The 18,947-nt window shown below is 29.2% G+C and carries 22 protein-coding genes; 15 read left to right on the top strand and 7 right to left on the bottom strand.

Annotation, left to right across the window (positions count from 1 at the left end; all coding sequences use genetic code 11):
• Positions 1-7: 7 nt before the first annotated feature.
• Positions 8-268, bottom strand: coding sequence for a 30S ribosomal protein S20 (gene rpsT, locus APAC_RS00960; protein ID WP_130232335.1), 261 nt, complete (start codon positions 266-268; stop codon positions 8-10).
• Positions 269-352: 84 nt separating this feature from the next.
• Here rpsT and glmM point away from each other — a divergent pair, with 84 nt between their 5' ends.
• The 8 genes from glmM (at position 353) to APAC_RS01000 (ending at position 8,675) form a co-directional block, all read left to right on the top strand.
• Positions 353-1,687, top strand: coding sequence for a phosphoglucosamine mutase (gene glmM / locus APAC_RS00965; RefSeq protein ID WP_130232336.1), 1,335 nt, complete (start codon positions 353-355; stop codon positions 1,685-1,687).
• Between the two features lie 4 nt (positions 1,688-1,691).
• On the top strand, positions 1,692-2,162 hold the full coding sequence (lspA, locus tag APAC_RS00970; protein WP_130232337.1) for a signal peptidase II: 471 nt from the start codon (positions 1,692-1,694) through the stop codon (positions 2,160-2,162).
• Positions 2,163-2,227: 65 nt separating this feature from the next.
• A complete protein-coding gene (locus APAC_RS00975) occupies positions 2,228-3,508 on the top strand; it encodes a 3-isopropylmalate dehydratase large subunit (protein ID WP_130232338.1) in 1,281 nt (426 codons plus the stop codon).
• Positions 3,508-4,083: a molybdenum cofactor guanylyltransferase MobA gene (gene mobA / locus APAC_RS00980; RefSeq protein ID WP_130232339.1), complete on the top strand. Its 576-nt coding sequence runs from the start codon at positions 3,508-3,510 to the stop codon at positions 4,081-4,083. The genes APAC_RS00975 and mobA overlap by 1 nt, the downstream gene beginning before the upstream one ends.
• Positions 4,084-4,181: 98 nt before the next feature.
• Positions 4,182-5,648: an NAD(P)/FAD-dependent oxidoreductase gene (locus tag APAC_RS00985; RefSeq protein WP_130232340.1), complete on the top strand. Its 1,467-nt coding sequence runs from the start codon at positions 4,182-4,184 to the stop codon at positions 5,646-5,648.
• 11 nt (positions 5,649-5,659) lie between these two features.
• Complete coding sequence (locus tag APAC_RS00990; protein ID WP_130232341.1) at positions 5,660-5,878, top strand: hypothetical protein; 219 nt, start codon at positions 5,660-5,662, stop codon at positions 5,876-5,878.
• 129 nt (positions 5,879-6,007) lie between these two features.
• Positions 6,008-7,456 (top strand): NAD(P)/FAD-dependent oxidoreductase, encoded by a 1,449-nt coding sequence (locus tag APAC_RS00995; protein ID WP_130232342.1) that lies wholly within the window; start codon positions 6,008-6,010, stop codon positions 7,454-7,456.
• 22 nt (positions 7,457-7,478) lie between these two features.
• Positions 7,479-8,675 (top strand): rhodanese-like domain-containing protein, encoded by a 1,197-nt coding sequence (locus APAC_RS01000; RefSeq protein WP_130232343.1) that lies wholly within the window; start codon positions 7,479-7,481, stop codon positions 8,673-8,675.
• Positions 8,676-8,749: 74 nt separating this feature from the next.
• Here the strand turns inward: APAC_RS01000 and rplT are convergent, their stop codons facing one another.
• From rplT to thrS, 4 genes are all read right to left on the bottom strand, one after another.
• A complete protein-coding gene (gene rplT / locus APAC_RS01005; RefSeq protein WP_130232344.1) occupies positions 8,750-9,106 on the bottom strand; it encodes a 50S ribosomal protein L20 in 357 nt (118 codons plus the stop codon).
• A gap of 112 nt (positions 9,107-9,218) precedes the next feature.
• Positions 9,219-9,416 carry a 50S ribosomal protein L35 gene (gene rpmI / locus APAC_RS01010; protein ID WP_130232345.1) on the bottom strand — a complete coding sequence of 66 codons (198 nt, stop codon included), beginning with the start codon at positions 9,414-9,416 and terminating at the stop codon, positions 9,219-9,221.
• A gap of 156 nt (positions 9,417-9,572) precedes the next feature.
• Positions 9,573-10,067 (bottom strand): translation initiation factor IF-3, encoded by a 495-nt coding sequence (gene infC / locus APAC_RS01015; RefSeq protein ID WP_130234555.1) that lies wholly within the window; start codon positions 10,065-10,067, stop codon positions 9,573-9,575.
• 29 nt (positions 10,068-10,096) lie between these two features.
• Positions 10,097-11,905 (bottom strand): threonine--tRNA ligase, encoded by a 1,809-nt coding sequence (thrS, locus tag APAC_RS01020; protein ID WP_130232346.1) that lies wholly within the window; start codon positions 11,903-11,905, stop codon positions 10,097-10,099.
• A 108-nt stretch (positions 11,906-12,013) separates the two neighbouring features.
• Here thrS and APAC_RS01025 point away from each other — a divergent pair, with 108 nt between their 5' ends.
• Positions 12,014-12,529, top strand: coding sequence for a hypothetical protein (locus APAC_RS01025; RefSeq protein ID WP_130232347.1), 516 nt, complete (start codon positions 12,014-12,016; stop codon positions 12,527-12,529).
• A 26-nt stretch (positions 12,530-12,555) separates the two neighbouring features.
• Here the strand turns inward: APAC_RS01025 and APAC_RS01030 are convergent, their stop codons facing one another.
• Both APAC_RS01030 and APAC_RS01035 read right to left on the bottom strand, forming a co-directional pair.
• Entirely contained in the window at positions 12,556-14,112 is a 1,557-nt protein-coding gene (locus APAC_RS01030) for a DUF3373 family protein (RefSeq protein ID WP_130232348.1), read from the bottom strand.
• 106 nt (positions 14,113-14,218) lie between these two features.
• Entirely contained in the window at positions 14,219-14,539 is a 321-nt protein-coding gene (locus tag APAC_RS01035) for a cytochrome C (RefSeq protein WP_130232349.1), read from the bottom strand.
• 87 nt (positions 14,540-14,626) lie between these two features.
• Between APAC_RS01035 and APAC_RS01040 the strand changes: the two genes are divergently transcribed.
• From APAC_RS01040 to APAC_RS01065, 6 genes are all read left to right on the top strand, one after another.
• Complete coding sequence (locus tag APAC_RS01040) at positions 14,627-15,955, top strand: NFACT RNA binding domain-containing protein (RefSeq protein ID WP_130232350.1); 1,329 nt, start codon at positions 14,627-14,629, stop codon at positions 15,953-15,955.
• Positions 15,956-16,023: 68 nt separating this feature from the next.
• Positions 16,024-16,365 carry a hypothetical protein gene (locus APAC_RS01045; RefSeq protein WP_130232351.1) on the top strand — a complete coding sequence of 114 codons (342 nt, stop codon included), beginning with the start codon at positions 16,024-16,026 and terminating at the stop codon, positions 16,363-16,365.
• Positions 16,366-16,428: 63 nt separating this feature from the next.
• Positions 16,429-17,187 carry a phosphatidate cytidylyltransferase gene (locus APAC_RS01050; protein ID WP_130232352.1) on the top strand — a complete coding sequence of 253 codons (759 nt, stop codon included), beginning with the start codon at positions 16,429-16,431 and terminating at the stop codon, positions 17,185-17,187.
• Positions 17,184-18,251 (top strand): 1-deoxy-D-xylulose-5-phosphate reductoisomerase, encoded by a 1,068-nt coding sequence (gene dxr / locus APAC_RS01055; RefSeq protein WP_130232353.1) that lies wholly within the window; start codon positions 17,184-17,186, stop codon positions 18,249-18,251. Before APAC_RS01050 ends, dxr begins: the two co-directional genes overlap by 4 nt.
• A complete protein-coding gene (locus tag APAC_RS01060) occupies positions 18,241-18,525 on the top strand; it encodes a hypothetical protein (RefSeq protein WP_130232354.1) in 285 nt (94 codons plus the stop codon). Before dxr ends, APAC_RS01060 begins: the two co-directional genes overlap by 11 nt.
• Positions 18,525-18,947, top strand: a complete 423-nt coding sequence (locus tag APAC_RS01065; protein WP_130232355.1) for an Lcl C-terminal domain-containing protein — start codon at positions 18,525-18,527, stop codon at positions 18,945-18,947. Before APAC_RS01060 ends, APAC_RS01065 begins: the two co-directional genes overlap by 1 nt.

The raw sequence follows: 18,947 nt of genomic DNA on the forward strand, positions 1-18,947 counted from the left end.
TTTCAAATTATATAGCGTTAACTTTTGTTTGTAATCTAGAAACTTTTCTAGCTGCATTACCTTTTTTTAAGATACCTTTAGAAACACAGTGGTGTAAGTATTTATTAGCAGTTTTCATTGCTTCTACAGCTTTAGTTTTATCCGCAGATTCGATTGCAGATGTTACATCTTTGATTACGTTTTTAATTCTAGTTTTGTAGAATCTATTTCTTTCTGTTCTTACTTTAGTTTGTCTAGCTCTTTTTTCGCAAGATTTGTGATTTGCCATTATTTTTTAACCTCTTTATAAAATTTTTAAGGGTAGAATGTTATCTAAATCAACTTAAAAAAAGTTTAAATTTAGGAAATTTTAATGAAACTATTCGGAACTGACGGTGTTAGAGGAAAAGCTGGTGAATTTTTAGATGCAATGACTGTTTTAAAACTTGCAAAGGCTGCAGGAATCTATTTTAGAAAGCATTCAACAACAAAAAAAATTCTAGTTGGAAAAGATACTAGAAGAAGTGGTTATATGATTGAAAATGCCCTTGTTAGTGGATTAACTGCAGTTGGATATGATGTTATTCAAATTGGTCCTATGCCAACTCCAGCTATTGCATATTTAACTGAATCAATGAGATGTGATGGTGGTATTATGATTAGTGCTTCTCATAATCCTTTTGAAGATAATGGAATTAAATTTTTTGATAATCATGGAAATAAATTAAGTGTTGAATCAGAAAAAGCGATAGAAGATATTTTCAATGATAATAGTTTGATGATAGAAGAACAGGTTGTTGGGAAAAATATAGGTTCATCTAAAAGAATTGATGATGTAATTGGAAGATATATTGTTTCAATTAAAAGTTCTTTCCCTACAGATTTAACACTTGCAGGAATGAGAATAGTACTAGATTGCGCAAATGGTGCAGCATATAAAGTAGCACCAACAATTTTACATGAATTAGGTGCAGATGTAATTACAATCAATGATAAGCCTGATGGATTTAATATTAATGAAGATTGTGGAGCGATGCATCCAGAACATGTTGGAAAGTTAGTTAGAAAATATAGAGCTGATATAGGTCTTGCACTTGATGGTGATGCTGATAGATTAGTTGTAATTGATGAAAATGGTGAGATTGTTGATGGTGATAAACTAATAGGTGCTTTATGTAATTATTTACATGGAGAAAAACTATTAAAAGGAAATGCTTGTGTTGCTACTGTTATGTCAAATAAAGCACTTGAAGATTATTTAGCTACAAAAGGTTTAGTTTTACATAGATCTAATGTTGGTGATAAATATGTTTTAGAAGTAATGAAAGAAAAAGGCATTAATTTTGGTGGTGAACAAAGTGGACATATAATTTTCTTAGATGCAGCAAAAACAGGTGATGGACTAGCCTCAGCTTTACAAGTATTAGCATTAATATTAAAAACAGGTAAAAAAGCAAGTGAAGTTTTAAATCCATTTGAACTTTATCCTCAAATATTACATAATATGAAAGTTAGTGAAAAAAAACCACTTAATGAAATAGATGGTTTAGAAGACATTTTAGAACCTATTAGAAAAAAAGGTATGAGAGATTTAATTAGATACTCTGGAACTGAAAATAAAATAAGACTTTTAGTAGAGGGTAAAAATAGAAAAGATGTTGAAGATGCTATGGAAACTTTAAAGGCATTTTTTAAAAAGGCATTATAATTAAATGAGTAAACATTTTAAAACAGCTTTTATAATTTTTTTATCAATATTTATTATTGATCAAATAGTTAAATTTGGATTTGCAAATTTTGATTGGAATGTTGCAGGTCCAATAATGTCTTTAGAATTAGCTTACAACTATGGTGTGGCTTTTTCTATGTTTTCTTTTTTGCAAGAGTATTTAAAATATATTCAATTAGCAATTGTTTTTGGTGCAACTATGTATTTGTATAAAAATCCTGATGTTTTCAAAGAATATTACATAAGTGTAGCTTTACTTTTTGCAGGGGGTCTATCTAACATTTTAGATAGGTTTACTTATGGCGCAGTGGTAGATTATTTTTATTGGCATTATGGATTTGAATTTGCTATTTTTAATATAGCCGATGTAATTATAAATTTAGGTGTAGCTATAATTTTGTATAAACAATTTAAGCAAGCAAGAAAAGAAAAACAAAAAACTGAAAATAGCTAATTTTGTAGCTTAACGTAAATTTAGCTATAATCCAAAAAATTTTAGAAATGACAGGAAGATTTAATATGGGTCAAACTATAACAGAAAAAATATTTAGTGAGCATGTAGGAAGAGAAGTATATGCTGGAGAGATTGTAAGAAGTCCAATTGACATGGTAATTGGAAATGACATTACAACTCCAATTTCTATTAGAGCTTTTGAAGAGAGTGGTAGAGAAAAATTAGCAAACCCTGAAGGTTTTGCAATTGTATTAGATCACTTCATTCCAGCTAAGGATATTGCTTCAGCAAATCAAGCAAAAATCTCTAGAGATTTTGCTATGAAACATGATTTAAAATACTTTTTTGATGAAAAAGATATGGGGATTGAGCATGCCTTATTACCAGAAAAAGGTTTAGTATTACCAGGTGATGTTATTATTGGAGCTGATTCACATACTTGTACTCACGGTGGATTAGGAGCATTTTCTACTGGTATGGGTTCAACAGATATTTCATTTGGTATGATTACAGGTGGTAACTGGTTTAAAGTTCCAGAATCAATAAAAGTAGTAATGACAGGAAAACCATCTCAATATGTTTCAGGAAAAGATATTATTCTTGAAGTAATTAGACAATTAGGTGTAGATGGTGCTTTATATCAAGCATTAGAGTTTACAGGTGATACTGTTCAATACTTATCAATGGACGATAGATTCTCTATTTGTAATATGGCTATTGAAGCTGGTGCTAAAAATGGTATCTTTGCATATGATGAAACAACTGAAGCATTCTTGAAAGAAGTATCTGAAAATAATGGTGGTTTAAGAGCAGAGCCAAAAATTCATTATTCTGATGAAGATGCAAAATATACAAGAATTATTGAAATTGATGTAGATAAATTAGAGCCAGTAATTGCATATCCATTCTTACCAGATAATGGACATTCAGTTTCTCAAGCAGTTGAAGATAATATCAGAGTTGACCAAGTATTTATAGGCTCTTGTACAAATGGTAGATTATCAGACTTTAAAGTAGCAGCTGAGATTTTAAAAGATAAAAAAGTTGCTAGACATGTTAGACTTATCTTAACTCCTGGTACTCAAAAAATTCTTAGAGATGCAACAAAATTAGGATATATTGATACTTTAGTTGATGCTGGTGGGGTTGTATCAAACCCTACATGTGGAGCTTGTCTAGGTGGATATATGGGAATTTTAGGTGATAATGAAGTATGTATCTCTACAACAAATAGAAACTTTGTAGGAAGAATGGGTTCTAGATCTTCTAAAATTTATTTAGCAAACTCTGCAGTTGCTGCAGCTTCTGCAATTTCAGGTTATATTACAGACCCAAGAAGTTTGTAATGACTATTGCATCACATAAAATACCATGTGTTATTTTATGTGGTGGTAAAAGTTCTCGAATGGGAGAGGATAAATCTCTTCTTCCATTTGACTCAAAAACTACACTAACACAATATCAATATGATAGATTAAAACCTTATTTTAAAAAAGTTTATATCTCTTCAAAAAATAACAAATTTGATTTTGACTGCAATTTAATATTTGATGATAATGAAATTTATTCTCCAATTGTCGCATTAAAATCAATTTTTGAAGCATTACAATCAGAAGATAAGATTTTTATTATTACGGTTGATACACCTTTAGTTAAAATTGATTCAATCAGTAAAATTATTGATAAATCAAAATCTTGGGATATTTGTGTTGCAAAAACTATAAAAACTCATAATTTATGTGGTGTCTTTTCAAAAAAGACTAAAGAGACGCTAGATGAAATGATTGACAAAAATATCCACAAAGTTGGTTATTTACTTAATAATTTAAATACTCAAACAGTTCAATTTGACAATGATGATGAATTCATAAATTTAAATAATATACAAGAGTATAAAAAATCACTAAAAATTATAAGTTAAACTAATATAACTTAATGCAAATAAACTTATAATCATAAGCATACTATTATCATATTTTAGTTATCCTATATCATATATTATTGGGGATAAGGATAATTATGGCTAAAAATGAATTAGATGAAGTTTTAGATTTAATAGATTCAGAAATTAAAAAAAGCGGGATTTCAAGAAGAGAAGCGTTTAAATTAGCAGGTCTTGGAGCAGCAGGTATGTTAGCTGGTTCTACTAGCGCAAATGCAGCAACAACTGCAAATGCTAGTGAGGCAAAAGGTAAAATTTTAATTATTGGAGGTGGTTTAGCTGGTATCTCAACAGCTGCAAGACTTACAAGTGCACTTTCAAATCCAGATATAACGATTGTAGAACCAAGTGAAAAATCAGTTTCTTATCAGCCAGGGAATACTTTAATAGCTGCTGGAATATATGAAAAATCAGATGTAATGTATGATACAAAAGATTTTATCCCAAGTGGCGTTAAAATGATAAAAGATAAAGCTGTTGAATTTAACCCAGAACAAAACAAAGTTGTTTTAGCTAGTGGAGAAATACTAACTTATGATTATTTAATTGTTGCAGCTGGTTTAGTTTTAGATTTTGGAAAAATTAAAGGTCTAGAAGAAGTTGGAAATGCTTACAGTGTTGGAGATGCTTCAAAGATTTTAAAAGTGTTTGGAGATTCTGGTGCAACGTCAATATATAATATTGATAGTGCAGTTGCAACTTGGGAGCAAATGCAAAAGTTTATTGAAAAAGCAAAAAATGGCCAAAAAGTAGAAGGAGTTTTTTCTCATCCAAATACTTCAATTAAATGTGGTGGGGCTCCAAAAAAGATTATGTATCTTACTAATTCAAGATTAGAAGAAGCAGGAGCAAAGGCAAATGCTAATTTAACTTTTTATCCAAATGGCTCTACTATGTTTGGGGTAAAAGAGTATCATGATGCAATTGTAAAGCAGTTTGAGCAAAGAGGATTTAAGTGGCATTATAATCATAATTTAACGGCAGTTGACTTAGATAAAAAAATTGCGACATTTAATAAGCATTGGAAAGAAAAAGGTGAATGGGATCCTGATTTAGAAGAGTATGATGTAGTAACTAAAAATAGTGCAGTTGAAGTACCATTTGATTTCTTACATATTACACCTCCAATGAAAGCTCCAGATGAAATTGGTAATTCTGCAATTGGTTCAGGAAAAGGATGGGTTCCTGTTAATAAAGAGACTTTACAACATGTTAAATATCCAAATATTTTCTCAATAGGTGATATTGCAGCTGTTCCAATGGGTAAAACAGGTGGAAGTGTTAGAAAACAATATAAAGTATTAGTTGAAAATCTAGTTGCATTAATGGAAGGTAAAGAGATGAAGGCTAAATATGATGGATATACAGTATGTCCTTTAATTACTGATATTGGAAAAGTTATGTTAGCTGAGTTTAATTGGACTAAAAAGCCAACTCCTTCATTCCCACTAGACCCAGCACAAGAGAGATATATTTGGTGGTTAATGAAAGTTTACTTATTAAAACCAATGACTCAATATGGTATGTTAAGCGGAAAAGCTTAATAGGATTTTTTTTGAAAAAAGAGTTATTAATTTACAGTTGTATTTTTATTATTCTTTCAATTCTAATGCATTTTGATCAATGGGTATCTTATCCTGTTGATCATATGCTAAACTTAAAAACTTCAGGAGCTTATGGCTTAGGAGTTTATCATCCTTTTGTATTTACTTTAATCTTATATATCCTTTTTTTAGTTCCAAGAGCTATTATTAAATTATTTAAAAAATATTAAACTATATAACTAGTTACTTTTTTACAAAATATGGTGAATCCTTATTCAATTTTACTTGAAAATTTTACTTGATAGTAATATAATTGTAATATATAAATAGTATATTAATAACTTTATAAGGAGAGAGTAATGAATAAAGAGTTCCTAGATGAGTTTGAGTATCAATTAAAGAAAAACAACATATCAAGAAGAGAGGCTATAAAATTACTTGGTCTTGGTGGAGCAATGTTTTTAGCTTCAAATGAAGCAACTGGAACAAAAGCAAATGCAAGTGATGTAAAAGCAAAAATTGTTATTGTTGGTGGAGGTTTAGCAGGGATTTCAACGGCAGCTAGATTAATGAATTCATTATCAAATCCTGATGTAACAGTAATAGAACCAAGCAGTGATTCTGTTTCATATCAACCTGGGAATACTTTTATAGGTGCTGGATTATATGAGAAAAAAGATGTAATGTATAAATTAGCAGACTTTTTACCAAGTGGGGTTAAATTAATCAAAGATAAAGCAGTAGAGTTTAATCCTGAGAATAATGAACTTACAATTTCTAGTGGAGAGAAGGTTACATATGATTACTTGATTGTAGCAGCAGGTGTTACACTAGACTTTTCTAAAATAAAAGGTTTAGAAGAGATAGGAGATGCTTATACAATTGAAAGTAAAAAAGTAATGAATGACCTATTTAAAAATAGTGGGGCAAGTACAATTTATAATATGGATGGGGCAGTTATTACTTGGGAAAATATGCAAAAATCAATAGCGGAAGCAAAAGCTGGTAAAAAAGTTAAAGCAGTATTCTCTCATCCAAATACAGCTATTAAATGTGGTGGTGCACCAATGAAAATCATGTATCTTATGAATGAAAGATTAAATGAAGCTGGTGCTAGAGATAATGTAACAATGACTCTTTATAAAAACAGTGCAAAAATGTTTGGGGTAAAAGAGTATGAAGATGCGATAAAAGAGCAATTTAGAGTAAGAGATATGAAATGGCATACATCTCATAATCTTGAAGAAGTTAAATTAAAAGAGAAAGTTGCAGTTATAAATCATCATTGGCAAGAAAAAGGTGCATGGGATCCAGATCTTGAAGATTACGATATAGTTAGAAAAAGTGAGAAAATAGAAGTGCCATATGATTTTTTACATATTGCACCACCTATGAAAGCACCAGATGAGATAGGAAAATCTGCAATTGGTTCAGCAAAAGGATGGATACCTGTTAATAAAGAGACACTTCAACATGTAAAATATAACAATATCTTTGCTTTAGGAGATATTGCAGCTATTCCTCTTGGTAAAACAGGTGGAACAGTTAGAAAGCAGTATAAAGTATTAGTAGATAATTTAATAGCGACTATGGAAGGTAAACCTATGCCTTCTAAATTTGATGGCTATACAGTATGTCCAATTATTACAAGTATTGGTACAGTTATGTTAGCTGAGTTTGATTGGAGTATGAAGCCAACACCTTCATTTCCATTAGATCCAACAAAAGAGAGATATATCTGGTGGCTTTTAAAAGCTTATATTTTAAAGCCAATGACACAGTATGGAATGCTTTCAGGTAGAGCATAAAATTTAAATAGGAGAATTAATCATGAAAAGTAAATTATTATCATCAGTTTTAGTTAGTGGGCTATTGATTGTAGGAGCAGGAAATTTATTAGCAAATGAAAATGGTAATTTAACAAAACCAAGTGAAAAAGTTCAATTATTAATTAATAAATATCAATTAAAAATAGTTGATTATGATTATGTAAAAAATAAAATTGGAAAAGGGACAATAAATACTTCCAAGATAATTTTAATTGATGCTAGACCAAATAAAAAATTTAAGGCAGGTACAATACCTACTTCAATAAATATCCCTGATACTGAGTATGATAAATATAAAGATCAATTAAAAGATATATCAAAAGATAAAGAATTAATAGTTTACTGTGGTGGATGGAATTGTGGTAAATCACCTAAACTTGCTAATATGTTGAAAAAAGATGGTTTTAAAAATGTAAAACTTTATCAAGCAGGTGAACCTGAATGGAATAAAAAAGATTATTTAGAAGTTGATATCGCAGTTGTAAAATCTGCACAAGAAAAAAACTCAGCTTTATTAGTTGATGCAAGACCATATAAAAAATATTTAAGTGAAACAATTCCTGGAGCAATTTCAATACCAGATACAGAACTAGATAAATATATTGGTAGATTTCCAAGCAATAAAGAAGAAAAAATCATAGTTTTTTGTGGAGGATATAAGTGTGTAAAATCACATGTAGTATCGGATAAATTAATATCTTTGGGATATAAAAATGTTTCAGTATTCGCTGGTGGTGAGCCATTATGGAAAGAAAAAGGTTATGGAACAACAAAAAGCACTTCAAGTGTAAAAAAAGAAGAAACAAATACATCTAATAAATTTAGTAAAAATGGAGCAAAATTAGGTGTTGATGAAGGAAGCATTGATGGGGAGTGGTTATATGAATTTATTAAAAAAGGAGAAGTTCCTGAATTTATTCAAATAGTTGATGTAACTGCACCAGATGAGTTTAAATCAGGGCATATTAAAGGTGCTATAAATATTCATGCTGAAAAATTAAGTGCAAAAGAGTTAGTTGCAAAATTACCAAAAGGTAAAACTATAGTATTTAATTGTACTGCTGGGGGAAGATCTATTGATGCTTGGACGAAAATCAATAATGCAAAGATGGATGTATCTGAGATATTCTATTTTGATGCAAATATAGATTGTAAAGGGAATGATTGTAAAATTGAAGTTAATGAGCCAATTGGATAATTAACTCTTTTTATTGAAGATAAAAAAAGGCTAGAAGTTTAACTTCTAGCCTTTTTTATTTTTTTGCAAATTTATTATTTAAGTGCAGATTTTGCTGAAGCAACTAATGAAGTGAATGCAGCAGCATCGTTCATAGCCATGTCAGCTAAGATTTTTCTATCTAATTCAATGTTAGCTAATTTTAAACCATTCATGAATCTTGAGTAGTTGATATCATTTAATCTACAAGCTGCATTGATTCTTACAATCCAAAGCTTTCTAATATCTCTTTTCTTTTGTCTTCTATCTCTATAAGCATATACTAAAGAGTGCTCTAATTGCTCTTTTGCTTTTCTAAAGTGTTTTCTTCTACCAGAGAAAAATCCTCTAGCTTGTTTTAATACTTTCTTGTGTCTTCTTCTTCTAACTACACCAGTTTTTACTCTAGGCATATCTTTCCTTTCTTTACCTTAATTTAATAGGTGTCGACTAATCAACCATAAATGGGAGTCGAACTTGTCCACTTTGTGGAGGGACTACAAAATTACTTAAATATTTAAGTAATTACGCTTTACATAACATCGCGTTAACTCTACCAGTGTCAGAACTAGATACAGTTTGCGGGCTTCTTAAATTTCTTTTTCTCTTTTGAGATTTTTTTGTTAAGATGTGGCTTCTAAATGCAGAACCTCTTTTAATAGATCCGTTCTTTTTCACTTTAAATCTTTTTAAAGCGCCACTTTTTGATTTCATCTTTGGCATTGAAAAATCCTTCCTTATAAATTTGCATTTTCATAAATATATGAAAAAGTTTTGGATTCTACTTAAAAAATGCTTAGTTTAAGTTTAAATATTAGTTTTTAGAAAGAAGAAGAGATATAAAATCTCTTCTTTAAAAGTGAGTAGTATTTATTTAAATTAGTCTTTCTTTGGTAGAACCATCATGTTTACAAATCTTCCTTCTTGTTTTGGAAGACCATCTCTATCACCATACTCTTCTAGCATTGGCCATACTTTTTCTAGTACTTCAGCACCTGCTTCAGGATGAGCCATTTCTCTACCTTTTAAGAATACTCTACATTTTACGTGGTAACCTTTTTGTAAGAATTCAATAGCGTGTTTAACTTTATAATTGATATCATTTTCTGCAATTTTAACAGAGAATTTAACCTCTTTTACTACGATAACTTTTTGGTTTTTCTTAGCTTCTTTTTTCTTCTTTTCTTGTTGGTATTTAAATTTACCATAATCCATGATTTTTGCAACTGGTGGTTTTGCATCAGGTGCAATTAAAACTAAGTCTAATCCTAAATCATCTGCAGTTTGTTGTGCATCTCTTGTTGAAATAATTCCATAATTTGTTCCATCATCACCTGTACATCTTACTTCAGGAACTCTAATATCCTCATTCATTATTGCTTCTGGTTTTTTACCTTGTCTACTCAAATTCTACTCCCTTTTTTAATTTCATTTAACATTGAAATAAATTCATCTTTAGTCATGTTTGATTGCTCTCTTTTTCTTCTATCTCTAAGAGCTACAGTTTGTTTCTCTACTTCTTCATCTCCAATTACAACAATCATAGGAACTCTTTGTTTTTCAGCCATTCTAATTCTTTTGTTTAATGACTCATTCATATCAAAGATTTTAGAATCCATATCTTCTTCTAATAATTCTCTTTGTAATTGTTTTGCATATGCAACGTGAGAATCAGCAATAGGTACAAAAATTACTTGAGTTGGTGCAATAACAAATGGGAATTCTCCCGCGCAGTGTTCTGTTAAAATACCAATAAATCGCTCAAATGAACCAAGAATTGCTCTGTGAATCATAACTGGCTGGTCTTTATGACCTTCATCATTAATAAATTCAACATTGAATCTCTCAGGTAAGTTCATATCAACTTGAACTGTACCACATTGCCATTTTCTTCCAATTGCATCAGTGATTTTAATATCAATTTTTGGTCCGTAGAATGCTCCACCACCTTCATCAATACCATATTCTAATCCTTCAGAATCAAGTGCATCCATGATACCCTTAGTTGTAGTTTCCCAGAATTTATCATCACCAATTGCTTTTTTAGGTTTAGTTGAAACTTCCATTTCATATTTGAAGTCAAATAGTTTCATTAATGAATCAACAAATTCTAATACATCAATAATTACATCTTTTACTTGTGATTGCATACAGAAAATATGTGCATCATCTTGTGTAAATTCTCTAACTCTAAATAAACCATGCATTGCTCCAGACATCTCATGTCTATGAACAACTCCATATTCAAATAGTTTAAGAGGTAAGTCTTTGTATGATACTAAATCGTTTTTGAAAATTTGAATATGACCAACACAGTTCATTGGTTTAATACCATACTCTTGCTCATCAATAATAGTAAAGTACATATTTTCTTTATAGTTTTGGTAGTGACCAGAAATTTTCCACATATCAGACTTTAACATCTCTGGACCTCTTACTGGCTCATATCCTCTAACTCTGTGGGCTTTATATAAAATATGTTCTAATTTAGATCTAAGTCTTGCACCATTTGGTAACCATAGTGGTAACCCAGCACCTACATCATCATTAAATGTAAATAGTTCTAATTCTGTTCCAAGTTTTCTATGATCTCTTTTTTTAGCTTCTTCTAACATTCTAACGTAATCGTTTAATTCACCTTTGTCAAAGAAAGCAATACCATAGATTCTAGTAATCATTTCATTTGCTTCATCACCACCAAGATAAGCTCCTGCTACTCTTGTTAGTTTAAATGCTCTGATCATTCTAGTATTTGGTAAGTGTGGACCTCTACATAAGTCTTCGAAGTCACCTTGTTTATACATAGTTAATGTATCATCTTTGATGTTTGATAAAACAGCTTGTTTTAGTTCATCATTTGAAAACTTATTAATGATTTCTTCTCTTGTTGTTTCATATCTTTCAATAGGAAGTTTTCTATTTGCAATCTCTTTCATTTTCTTCTCAATAGTTGGAAGATCATCATCTGAGATTTTTGATTCAACTTTAAAGTCGTAATAGAATCCTTCTTTTACGACAGGTCCTACAAAGAATTTTGCTTCTGGATAAAGTTCTTTGATAGCTTGAGCCATCATGTGAGCACAAGAGTGTCTTAAGATTTCTAAAGATTCACTTGAGTTGTCTGCTTTTATGTCAGTCCCATCAATACCTAAAGCTTCCGCAGTCTGAAGGTCATATATTTGACCATCATTTAATTTACCAATTAATTCCAATAATTTCCTTTTTCAAATTATTTTTATAGTTTTGCTTTATTTTATCGCAAAGCGCCTTAAATTAAATTAGATATAACTTAATTTAACAAAATTTAGTTACAATAAAGAATGATTTTAAACTTATCAAAAATAAAAACAGAAGCTTTATTATTGTTTTGTAAAGACTTAATTAACTCATATAAAGATAAAGAAGACTTAAAAAGTTATGGTGTTGATAAAGAGATAATGATTAATTTTAATAATATTGGAAATGATATGTTAAAAGAGATTTTAAAAGTTACTTATGAAGATAAGTTTTACTTAAATAACAGAAAACACTATAAAATAAAAGCAATTTTAGATGCATATAATTTTATCAATCAAGAAGTATCAAAACTTTTAAAACAAGGTGATGCTTTTAATCCTTCGATGTTATATTTTTCTATGTTAGCTGTTTGGTTTAAGGAATTAAATAAAGAATCAAGAAGTAAAGAGTATATCTATTTCTTATTATATCCTTATGGTCATGTTTATGATAAGTTATTAGTAGAAATAAAAAATGAAGATTTTAAAAAATTAAATATAAAAATGATTGAATTAGCTGAGAAAATAGTTTATAGACTTGATTCTTACTCGTTTAGGTAAGTAATAAAAGAGGAAATCCTCTTTTATTAAAATTTATATCTCATGTATGCTTTGATATCTTGGGCTTCAGTTATAGCACCTGCAGTTGTGTTAACATCTTGTGGTGTTCCTTCTGCTCCAAAGAAAGAGTTAGAACCTGTAAAGTCATAATCCATTAATACATAACTTAATCCAAAGCTTAATGCTTTTGTTAATTGTTGGTTTCTATATACTTCCCAAGCTTGACCTCTTGTTGCAATTTTACTTCCTGCATAAGTATCTTCACCATATGTCATAGATCTCCAGTATTTACTACCTTTATTCCATTCAAATCCAATTCTTGAATCATCTGGGCTAATAGGACAAGGTGCATTTACACCTAACCAGATAGAGTGGCCAGTTTGCGAGTCAGTTGAACCTAGCATTCCTATAGAATTAGGTCTTGTTTTTGACATAGCAAATGAAGCAAATAGTGTAGTATCATCTAAGAAGTCAGAAATTCCATCACCAATACCTTCTGTTTTAAATAAAACTGTTGCAAAATCCATATCACCAACATCATTAAATGCAGGCATTGCCATTTGAAGAGCAGCACCTATAGTATTATTTGGATTTATTATGTAGTTTTGGTAAGCCGTCATAAATGTAGAACCAGGGGCAATATCAGCTCCATTGTAGCCAATTAAATTCCAAGCTCTGGCATAATTTATATGAACAGAGTATTGACCATCATCATATGGTGCAGCGATAAATCCTAGCATATCAACATCAACATTTTTTGATTCATCTCTTGCATAATCAGTTCCATCAAATTGGAATCTAGGTTTTGCATTTGTTAAGCCTCTACCACCGCAAATTTTAAACCAAGAACCTGTTGCTCCTGTAACTTTCTCTAAATCAAATTTTGCAGAAAAACCATCAAACTCTACATCAACTACATGAGATAGAGGTGAATTGGCTTTTTGATTATTTCTGAGATTTATAGGTAGTCCATCTGTTGAAGGTCTTCTTCCAACTGAAAAAGTCCAAGGAACATTTGTTCCTAAGAAAGTATTGTTTTTATATAACCAATAAGCTTCTTTTAGTTTTATAGTATTATCAGTTGCATTTTCATTTGTTAACCAATCAAAATTTGCATATCCTGGGTTTGTATTTGATTGTTGGTGATTAGCTGTATCACCAAAAGCTTTGTTATAAGATAATTTTCCTTTAAAAATTGTATTATCATCAGGTGAAAAAGCTGCACCTAACCATAATCTATTAGTCATTAAAGCATTATTCTTAGCATCTTTCATACCATTTCGTTTATACTGAATATTATCAACTTGTGTTCTAAAATCAATATCCCATTTAATATTATCTCCAGCACTTTGCATTTTTGCTGATCTTGCAGTTTTATCAACTAATGCTAGTTTTTTTTCGATTTTTTGAATTCTACCTTCATTTACAACAGTAGTTTTTTGTTCATTCATCTTTTTTTCTAAAGCTTCAATTTGAGCTTTTAAAGCTTGAATTTGCTCATACATAGCAGAATTTACGTCATTTGCAAAAGTTGCTGTGCTAAGTGAAGCAAATAAAGAAAGAGTTATAATCCCTTTTTTCATAATTTTTCCTTGTGTTTTTAAGTAAGTTAAATAGTGTAATTTATAGAGTAAAAATAGTAACTAAAAGTACAAAGGTACTTTTAGTTATTAAAAAGTTATTTTATGATTAGCAAGAAGGAACATTTCCTGAATCAACTGCAAATTCATATGAAAAATCATATAAGTGCTGAATCCAATTATCTTTTATATCACCTTCTTTTAAATTTGGACAAATTTTAATCATTTCTTCTTTAAATTTTCCATCATTCATAATTTGTTCCCACTCTGCTTGAGTGTGGTTTGAAGCAAATTTTGCACCATTAAATCCACAAGCTTCTTTATACTTTTTAATAAAAATCTTTTGACCTTTAGCAGCATCTGCACTAACAGTTGTTGCAGCAATTCCTAAAGCTAATGAACCAGCAAGTAAAACCTTTAATAATCTCATAATCATTCTCCTATATTATCTTTGATATAATTATATCTATGTCTAAATAAAGATATACTAAATTTATACAAAAAAAGTGAAACAAAAGTGAAATATTTCTTACTGAAACAAATAGTTGCATACCTTAGTGGAAATGCCCAAACTATAAAGCATATCAAAAGATTGGACAATAATTTAATTATAATTGAATTTAATAATAAAAACATAATATATATTGATATTACAAAAGGTAATAGTACAATCTTTAAAAGTGAGAATCAATTAAATGCAAAAAAAGATTTTAATGCACCTTTTGATGTAACATTACAAAAAAGATTTATAAACTCTAAAATTGAAAAAATAGAATTATATAATGATGATAAAATTATTAATATAAAAGTAAACTCTTCATCTTCTTATAAAAAACTAACAACAATTTTACAATTAGAGTTTACAGGTAAACATACAAATATTATTATATTAGATGAAAATAGAGTTATTTTAGAAGCTTTAAGACATATTGATGAATTTTCCTCAAGTAGAGTTGTAAAAGTTGGTTTGAAATTAGATGAGATACCAAAACAAAGTTTTGCATTTAAAGAAGATAGAGTTGAAGATATTGAAAGTTATTTATTTGAGATTTATAAGCAAAAAGAGCTTAAAAATTTAGAAAATGTGCAAAAACAAAAGATTCAACAACTTGATAAAAAAGTAAAGAAACTTTTAAAAACTATTAACTCTTTACCCAAAAAAGAGGAATTAGAACAAGAGTCTATTGATTTATATGAAAAAGCAAATTTAATACTTATGAATTTACATACAATTAAACCTTATCAAAAGATTTTGAAAACCTTTGATTATGGAGGAAAAGAGATTGAAGTTGATTTACAAGGGGCAGCTTCTGCTTCAAAATATTCAAATGATTTATTTAAAAAAGCAAAAAGAGCCAAGCAAAAAGCTTCAAATATAGGTCTTGAAAAAGATAATCTAAATGAAAAATTAGATTTTTTAAATAGAATGATTGTAAATTTAAAAAATGCAAATTCTATTGAAGAGTGTGAGTTTTTATATCCTAAAAAAGAGAGAAATCAAACTAAAACTAAAAAAGCTCAACAGTATGAAAGTTTCTTTTTTGAAGGATATAAAATCATGCTAGGAACTAGTGAGAGAGAAAATATCTATTTATTAAAAAATTCAAAAGCAAGTGATTTTTGGTTTCACTTAAAAGATAGACCATCATCACATGTGATTGTACAAAATAGTAAAAAAGCAATTCCAGATAGTGTGATTGAACAAGCAGCTCTTATTTGTGCTAAGTTTTCAGTTGATTTTACAGGTAATATTGAAGTTGATTTTACCCAAAGAAGAAATGTAAAAATTCAATCAGGTGCAAATGTTTTATATAATCCTTACACTACTATTGTGGTAAAAATTTAACAATTAATTAAAATTGAGTCATTTATGAGTCATTCATTTGATAAAATAGTTTCAAAGAAGGAGAAAAAATGAATTTAAAGACATTGGTTGTATTAATTATTTTTGTATTTTTTACTGGATGTGCTGTGAAAGACCCTTTTGGTAGCAAAAGAGACGGTGAAATTCGTTCAATTGAATATAAAAAAGTAGCTGGTATGGATGTTACTAAAACTCAAATAGTTTACAAAACGTCACTACTTAGAGGATTCGCTTTTGATGAAAAACCAAAAGGTTTTGATGCAGAAGTTGGAGACTTTGTTTCATTTGATTCTAAAGAAAATACTATAAAACTAATTAAAAGAAATGGTTTAAAAAAGTTATATTATTTTGATGAAAATGATAATGTTATTGATATCAAGGAACTTAACTAAATTATAAAAACTATTCAAAGCCAACCTTGTGTATAATATATCAATTTATACATAAGGTTGTCTATGTCTAACGTTATCTCAGAGAGTTCTACTAGAATAAAAACGGGTGTTGTATTAATTCTTGCAATGCTAATTATTGGTTTCATTGATTCATATTTTGTGTTTTGGCTTCTGTTTGGAATTATGCTTATGATTTCAATTAGTGAGTCTAAAAAACTATTTGGTTTAAAAAGTGATAGTATTTATGTATACACTGCTCTTTTATGGTTTGCTGCATATTTTTATCCAACACCTGAAGATTTAATCTTTATTGTTGCTATTGGTTATGCTTCTCAATTAGCATATAAAAAATCAATAGATACAAAGATGTTTTTACCTCTATTTTATCCAACTGCATCTTTTCTTTTTTTACTCTCTTTATATAGTGAATATGGAGTATCAACACTATTATGGTTATTAGTTGTTGTTGCAGGTGCTGATACGGGAGCTTATTTTGTGGGTAAAAGTATTGGTAAAACTAAGTTTTGTGAAACAAGTCCAAATAAAACAATTGAAGGTGTTGTAGGTGGCGTTATAATAGCTGCAATCTTAGGAACATACTTTGCAGATGAACATATAGGAATCTTTTCTGCTTTCTTAATCTCAGTTATTGTTGCTTTTGCTTCTGTATTTGGTGATTTATTTGAATCATACTTAAAAAGGGAAGCTGGAGTAAAAGATAGTGGAAGTATATTACCAGGGCATGGTGGAGTATTAGATAGAACAGATGGATATTTATTTGGTGCAATAGTTATGTTAGTTTTACTTAGGATTCTAGCGTGATTGTACTTGGAAGTACGGGCTCTATAGGGGTAAATACCTTAAATATAGCTAGAAAATTTAACTTAAATATTGAGGTTTTAGTAGCTGGGACAAATATAAAAGTTTTAAATGAGCAAATAAAAGAGTTTAATCCTAAAAAAGTAGTAATTGCAAATAAAGAGAATTTAAAAGATGTAAACCATAATGATGTTTCATTTGGTGAAGATGCTATTTTAGAAGCTATTGAAAATAGCACATCAAAGACTGTTGTAAACGCACTTGTTGGTTTTTTAGGTTTAAAACCAACACTAAAAGCTATACAGTGTGGTAAAAAAATAGCTTTAGCAAACAAAGAATCACTTGTGGTTGCTGGAAAATTTATAGACCAAACTAAATTAAATCCAATTGACTCAGAGCATTTTGGATTATGGTATTTATTACAAGATAAAAAAATCAATTCTATGTTAGTAACTGCAAGTGGTGGTTCATTTAGAGACTATCCACTTGAAAGTCTTGCAAATGTAACTATAAAAGAAGCATTAAACCACCCAAACTGGTCAATGGGAAGTAAAATTACAATTGATAGTGCAACTATGACAAATAAGATGTTTGAACTAATGGAAGCAGCTTGGCTTTTTGATATTAGAAAACTTGATGCAATAATTGAGACAAAATCACTTATTCATGCACTTATAAATTTCTGTGATGGAAGTACAACTGCACATATTGCTAATGCTTCTATGCAACTTCCAATAGCCTATGCAATACTTGGAAAATGTGATGAAGAGATTTTAAAGCCTGTTGATTTAGTAGAAGTTTCATCTTTAGAGTTTAGAAAAATTGAGACTCAAAGGTATCCTATTTGGGAATTAAAAGATGAAATTTTAAATAATCTTGATTTAGGAGTTGTTTTAAATGCAGCAAATGAAGTTGCTGTTTCAAAGTTTTTAAATGGTGAAATAGGTTTTTTAGATATTTCTAAAATGAGTTTAGATGCAATAAATAAATACAACAATGTAAAACCTAAAACTATAGAAGATATATTTGAAATTGATAAAGAAGTGAGAATTTACTGTGAGTCTTGATATGTTAATTCCTTTTGGAATTTTACTTGTTTTAGTAATATATTTAATTTACACTAGAGGTAAATTTGAAAAAAGTACCGTTGAGATATATGAAAAAAAATTTGATGAATGGAAAAAACATAGTAAAATAGAAGAAACAAAAGAATCAAATAAACAGTTAGTAGGTTTAGTTTTTAAAAAAGATTATAAAGTAACAATAGAACTACTTGATGAAAGTGCAAGAAATTCACTAGAAAAAGGAAAGTTCAAGGTTGAAAATCTAAAGGATAACTAATGAAATATTTATTCATATTTCTACTTTTTTTATCATTACTTGATGCAAAAATTTATAGAGACAGTAAAAATCCTGTAGTTTTAGATGATGCTAGAAATATTTTATGGCAAGATGATGTTGATAATATTAAATTATTATTGACTCATGAAGAAGCCACAAAATATTGTGAAGAGTTAAGTTTAGCAGGATTTAATGATTGGAGACTTCCTGATATTGAAGAGTATGAGTCAATTGTTTATAAAAAAAATACAAAAACAAATATTAATTTTGCATTTAGATACAATTTAAGAGATGGATATTGGGCTTCAAAAGCTCATTGGAGAACATTATGGTTTTACGCAGATTATATGCATTTTGTAAGTGGAACTGCATATTATGATAGTAGACATAAAAAGAAATATGTAAGATGTGTGAGAGGTTAA

This window comes from Malaciobacter pacificus (assembly GCF_004214795.1).
GTDB classification, from domain to species: domain Bacteria; phylum Campylobacterota; class Campylobacteria; order Campylobacterales; family Arcobacteraceae; genus Malaciobacter_A; species Malaciobacter_A pacificus.

Excerpts from the sequence above, each read along its gene's own strand:
- lspA (WP_130232337.1), top strand. The coding sequence starts at position 1,692 with ATGAGTAAACATTTTAAAACAGCTTTTATAATTTTTTTATCAATATTT.
- APAC_RS01065 (WP_130232355.1), top strand. The coding sequence starts at position 18,525 with ATGAAATATTTATTCATATTTCTACTTTTTTTATCATTACTTGATGCA.
- glmM (WP_130232336.1), top strand. The coding sequence starts at position 353 with ATGAAACTATTCGGAACTGACGGTGTTAGAGGAAAAGCTGGTGAATTT.
- APAC_RS01045 (WP_130232351.1), top strand. The coding sequence starts at position 16,024 with ATGAATTTAAAGACATTGGTTGTATTAATTATTTTTGTATTTTTTACT.
- APAC_RS01025 (WP_130232347.1), top strand. The coding sequence starts at position 12,014 with ATGATTTTAAACTTATCAAAAATAAAAACAGAAGCTTTATTATTGTTT.
- APAC_RS00975 (WP_130232338.1), top strand. The coding sequence starts at position 2,228 with ATGGGTCAAACTATAACAGAAAAAATATTTAGTGAGCATGTAGGAAGA.
- APAC_RS01050 (WP_130232352.1), top strand. The coding sequence starts at position 16,429 with ATGTCTAACGTTATCTCAGAGAGTTCTACTAGAATAAAAACGGGTGTT.
- APAC_RS00985 (WP_130232340.1), top strand. The coding sequence starts at position 4,182 with ATGGCTAAAAATGAATTAGATGAAGTTTTAGATTTAATAGATTCAGAA.
- mobA (WP_130232339.1), top strand. The coding sequence starts at position 3,508 with ATGACTATTGCATCACATAAAATACCATGTGTTATTTTATGTGGTGGT.
- APAC_RS01000 (WP_130232343.1), top strand. The coding sequence starts at position 7,479 with ATGAAAAGTAAATTATTATCATCAGTTTTAGTTAGTGGGCTATTGATT.
- APAC_RS00995 (WP_130232342.1), top strand. The coding sequence starts at position 6,008 with ATGAATAAAGAGTTCCTAGATGAGTTTGAGTATCAATTAAAGAAAAAC.
- infC (WP_130234555.1), bottom strand. The coding sequence starts at position 10,067 with ATGAATGAGGATATTAGAGTTCCTGAAGTAAGATGTACAGGTGATGAT.
- rpmI (WP_130232345.1), bottom strand. The coding sequence starts at position 9,416 with ATGCCAAAGATGAAATCAAAAAGTGGCGCTTTAAAAAGATTTAAAGTG.
- rpsT (WP_130232335.1), bottom strand. The coding sequence starts at position 268 with ATGGCAAATCACAAATCTTGCGAAAAAAGAGCTAGACAAACTAAAGTA.
- APAC_RS01035 (WP_130232349.1), bottom strand. The coding sequence starts at position 14,539 with ATGAGATTATTAAAGGTTTTACTTGCTGGTTCATTAGCTTTAGGAATT.
- rplT (WP_130232344.1), bottom strand. The coding sequence starts at position 9,106 with ATGCCTAGAGTAAAAACTGGTGTAGTTAGAAGAAGAAGACACAAGAAA.
- APAC_RS01030 (WP_130232348.1), bottom strand. The coding sequence starts at position 14,112 with ATGAAAAAAGGGATTATAACTCTTTCTTTATTTGCTTCACTTAGCACA.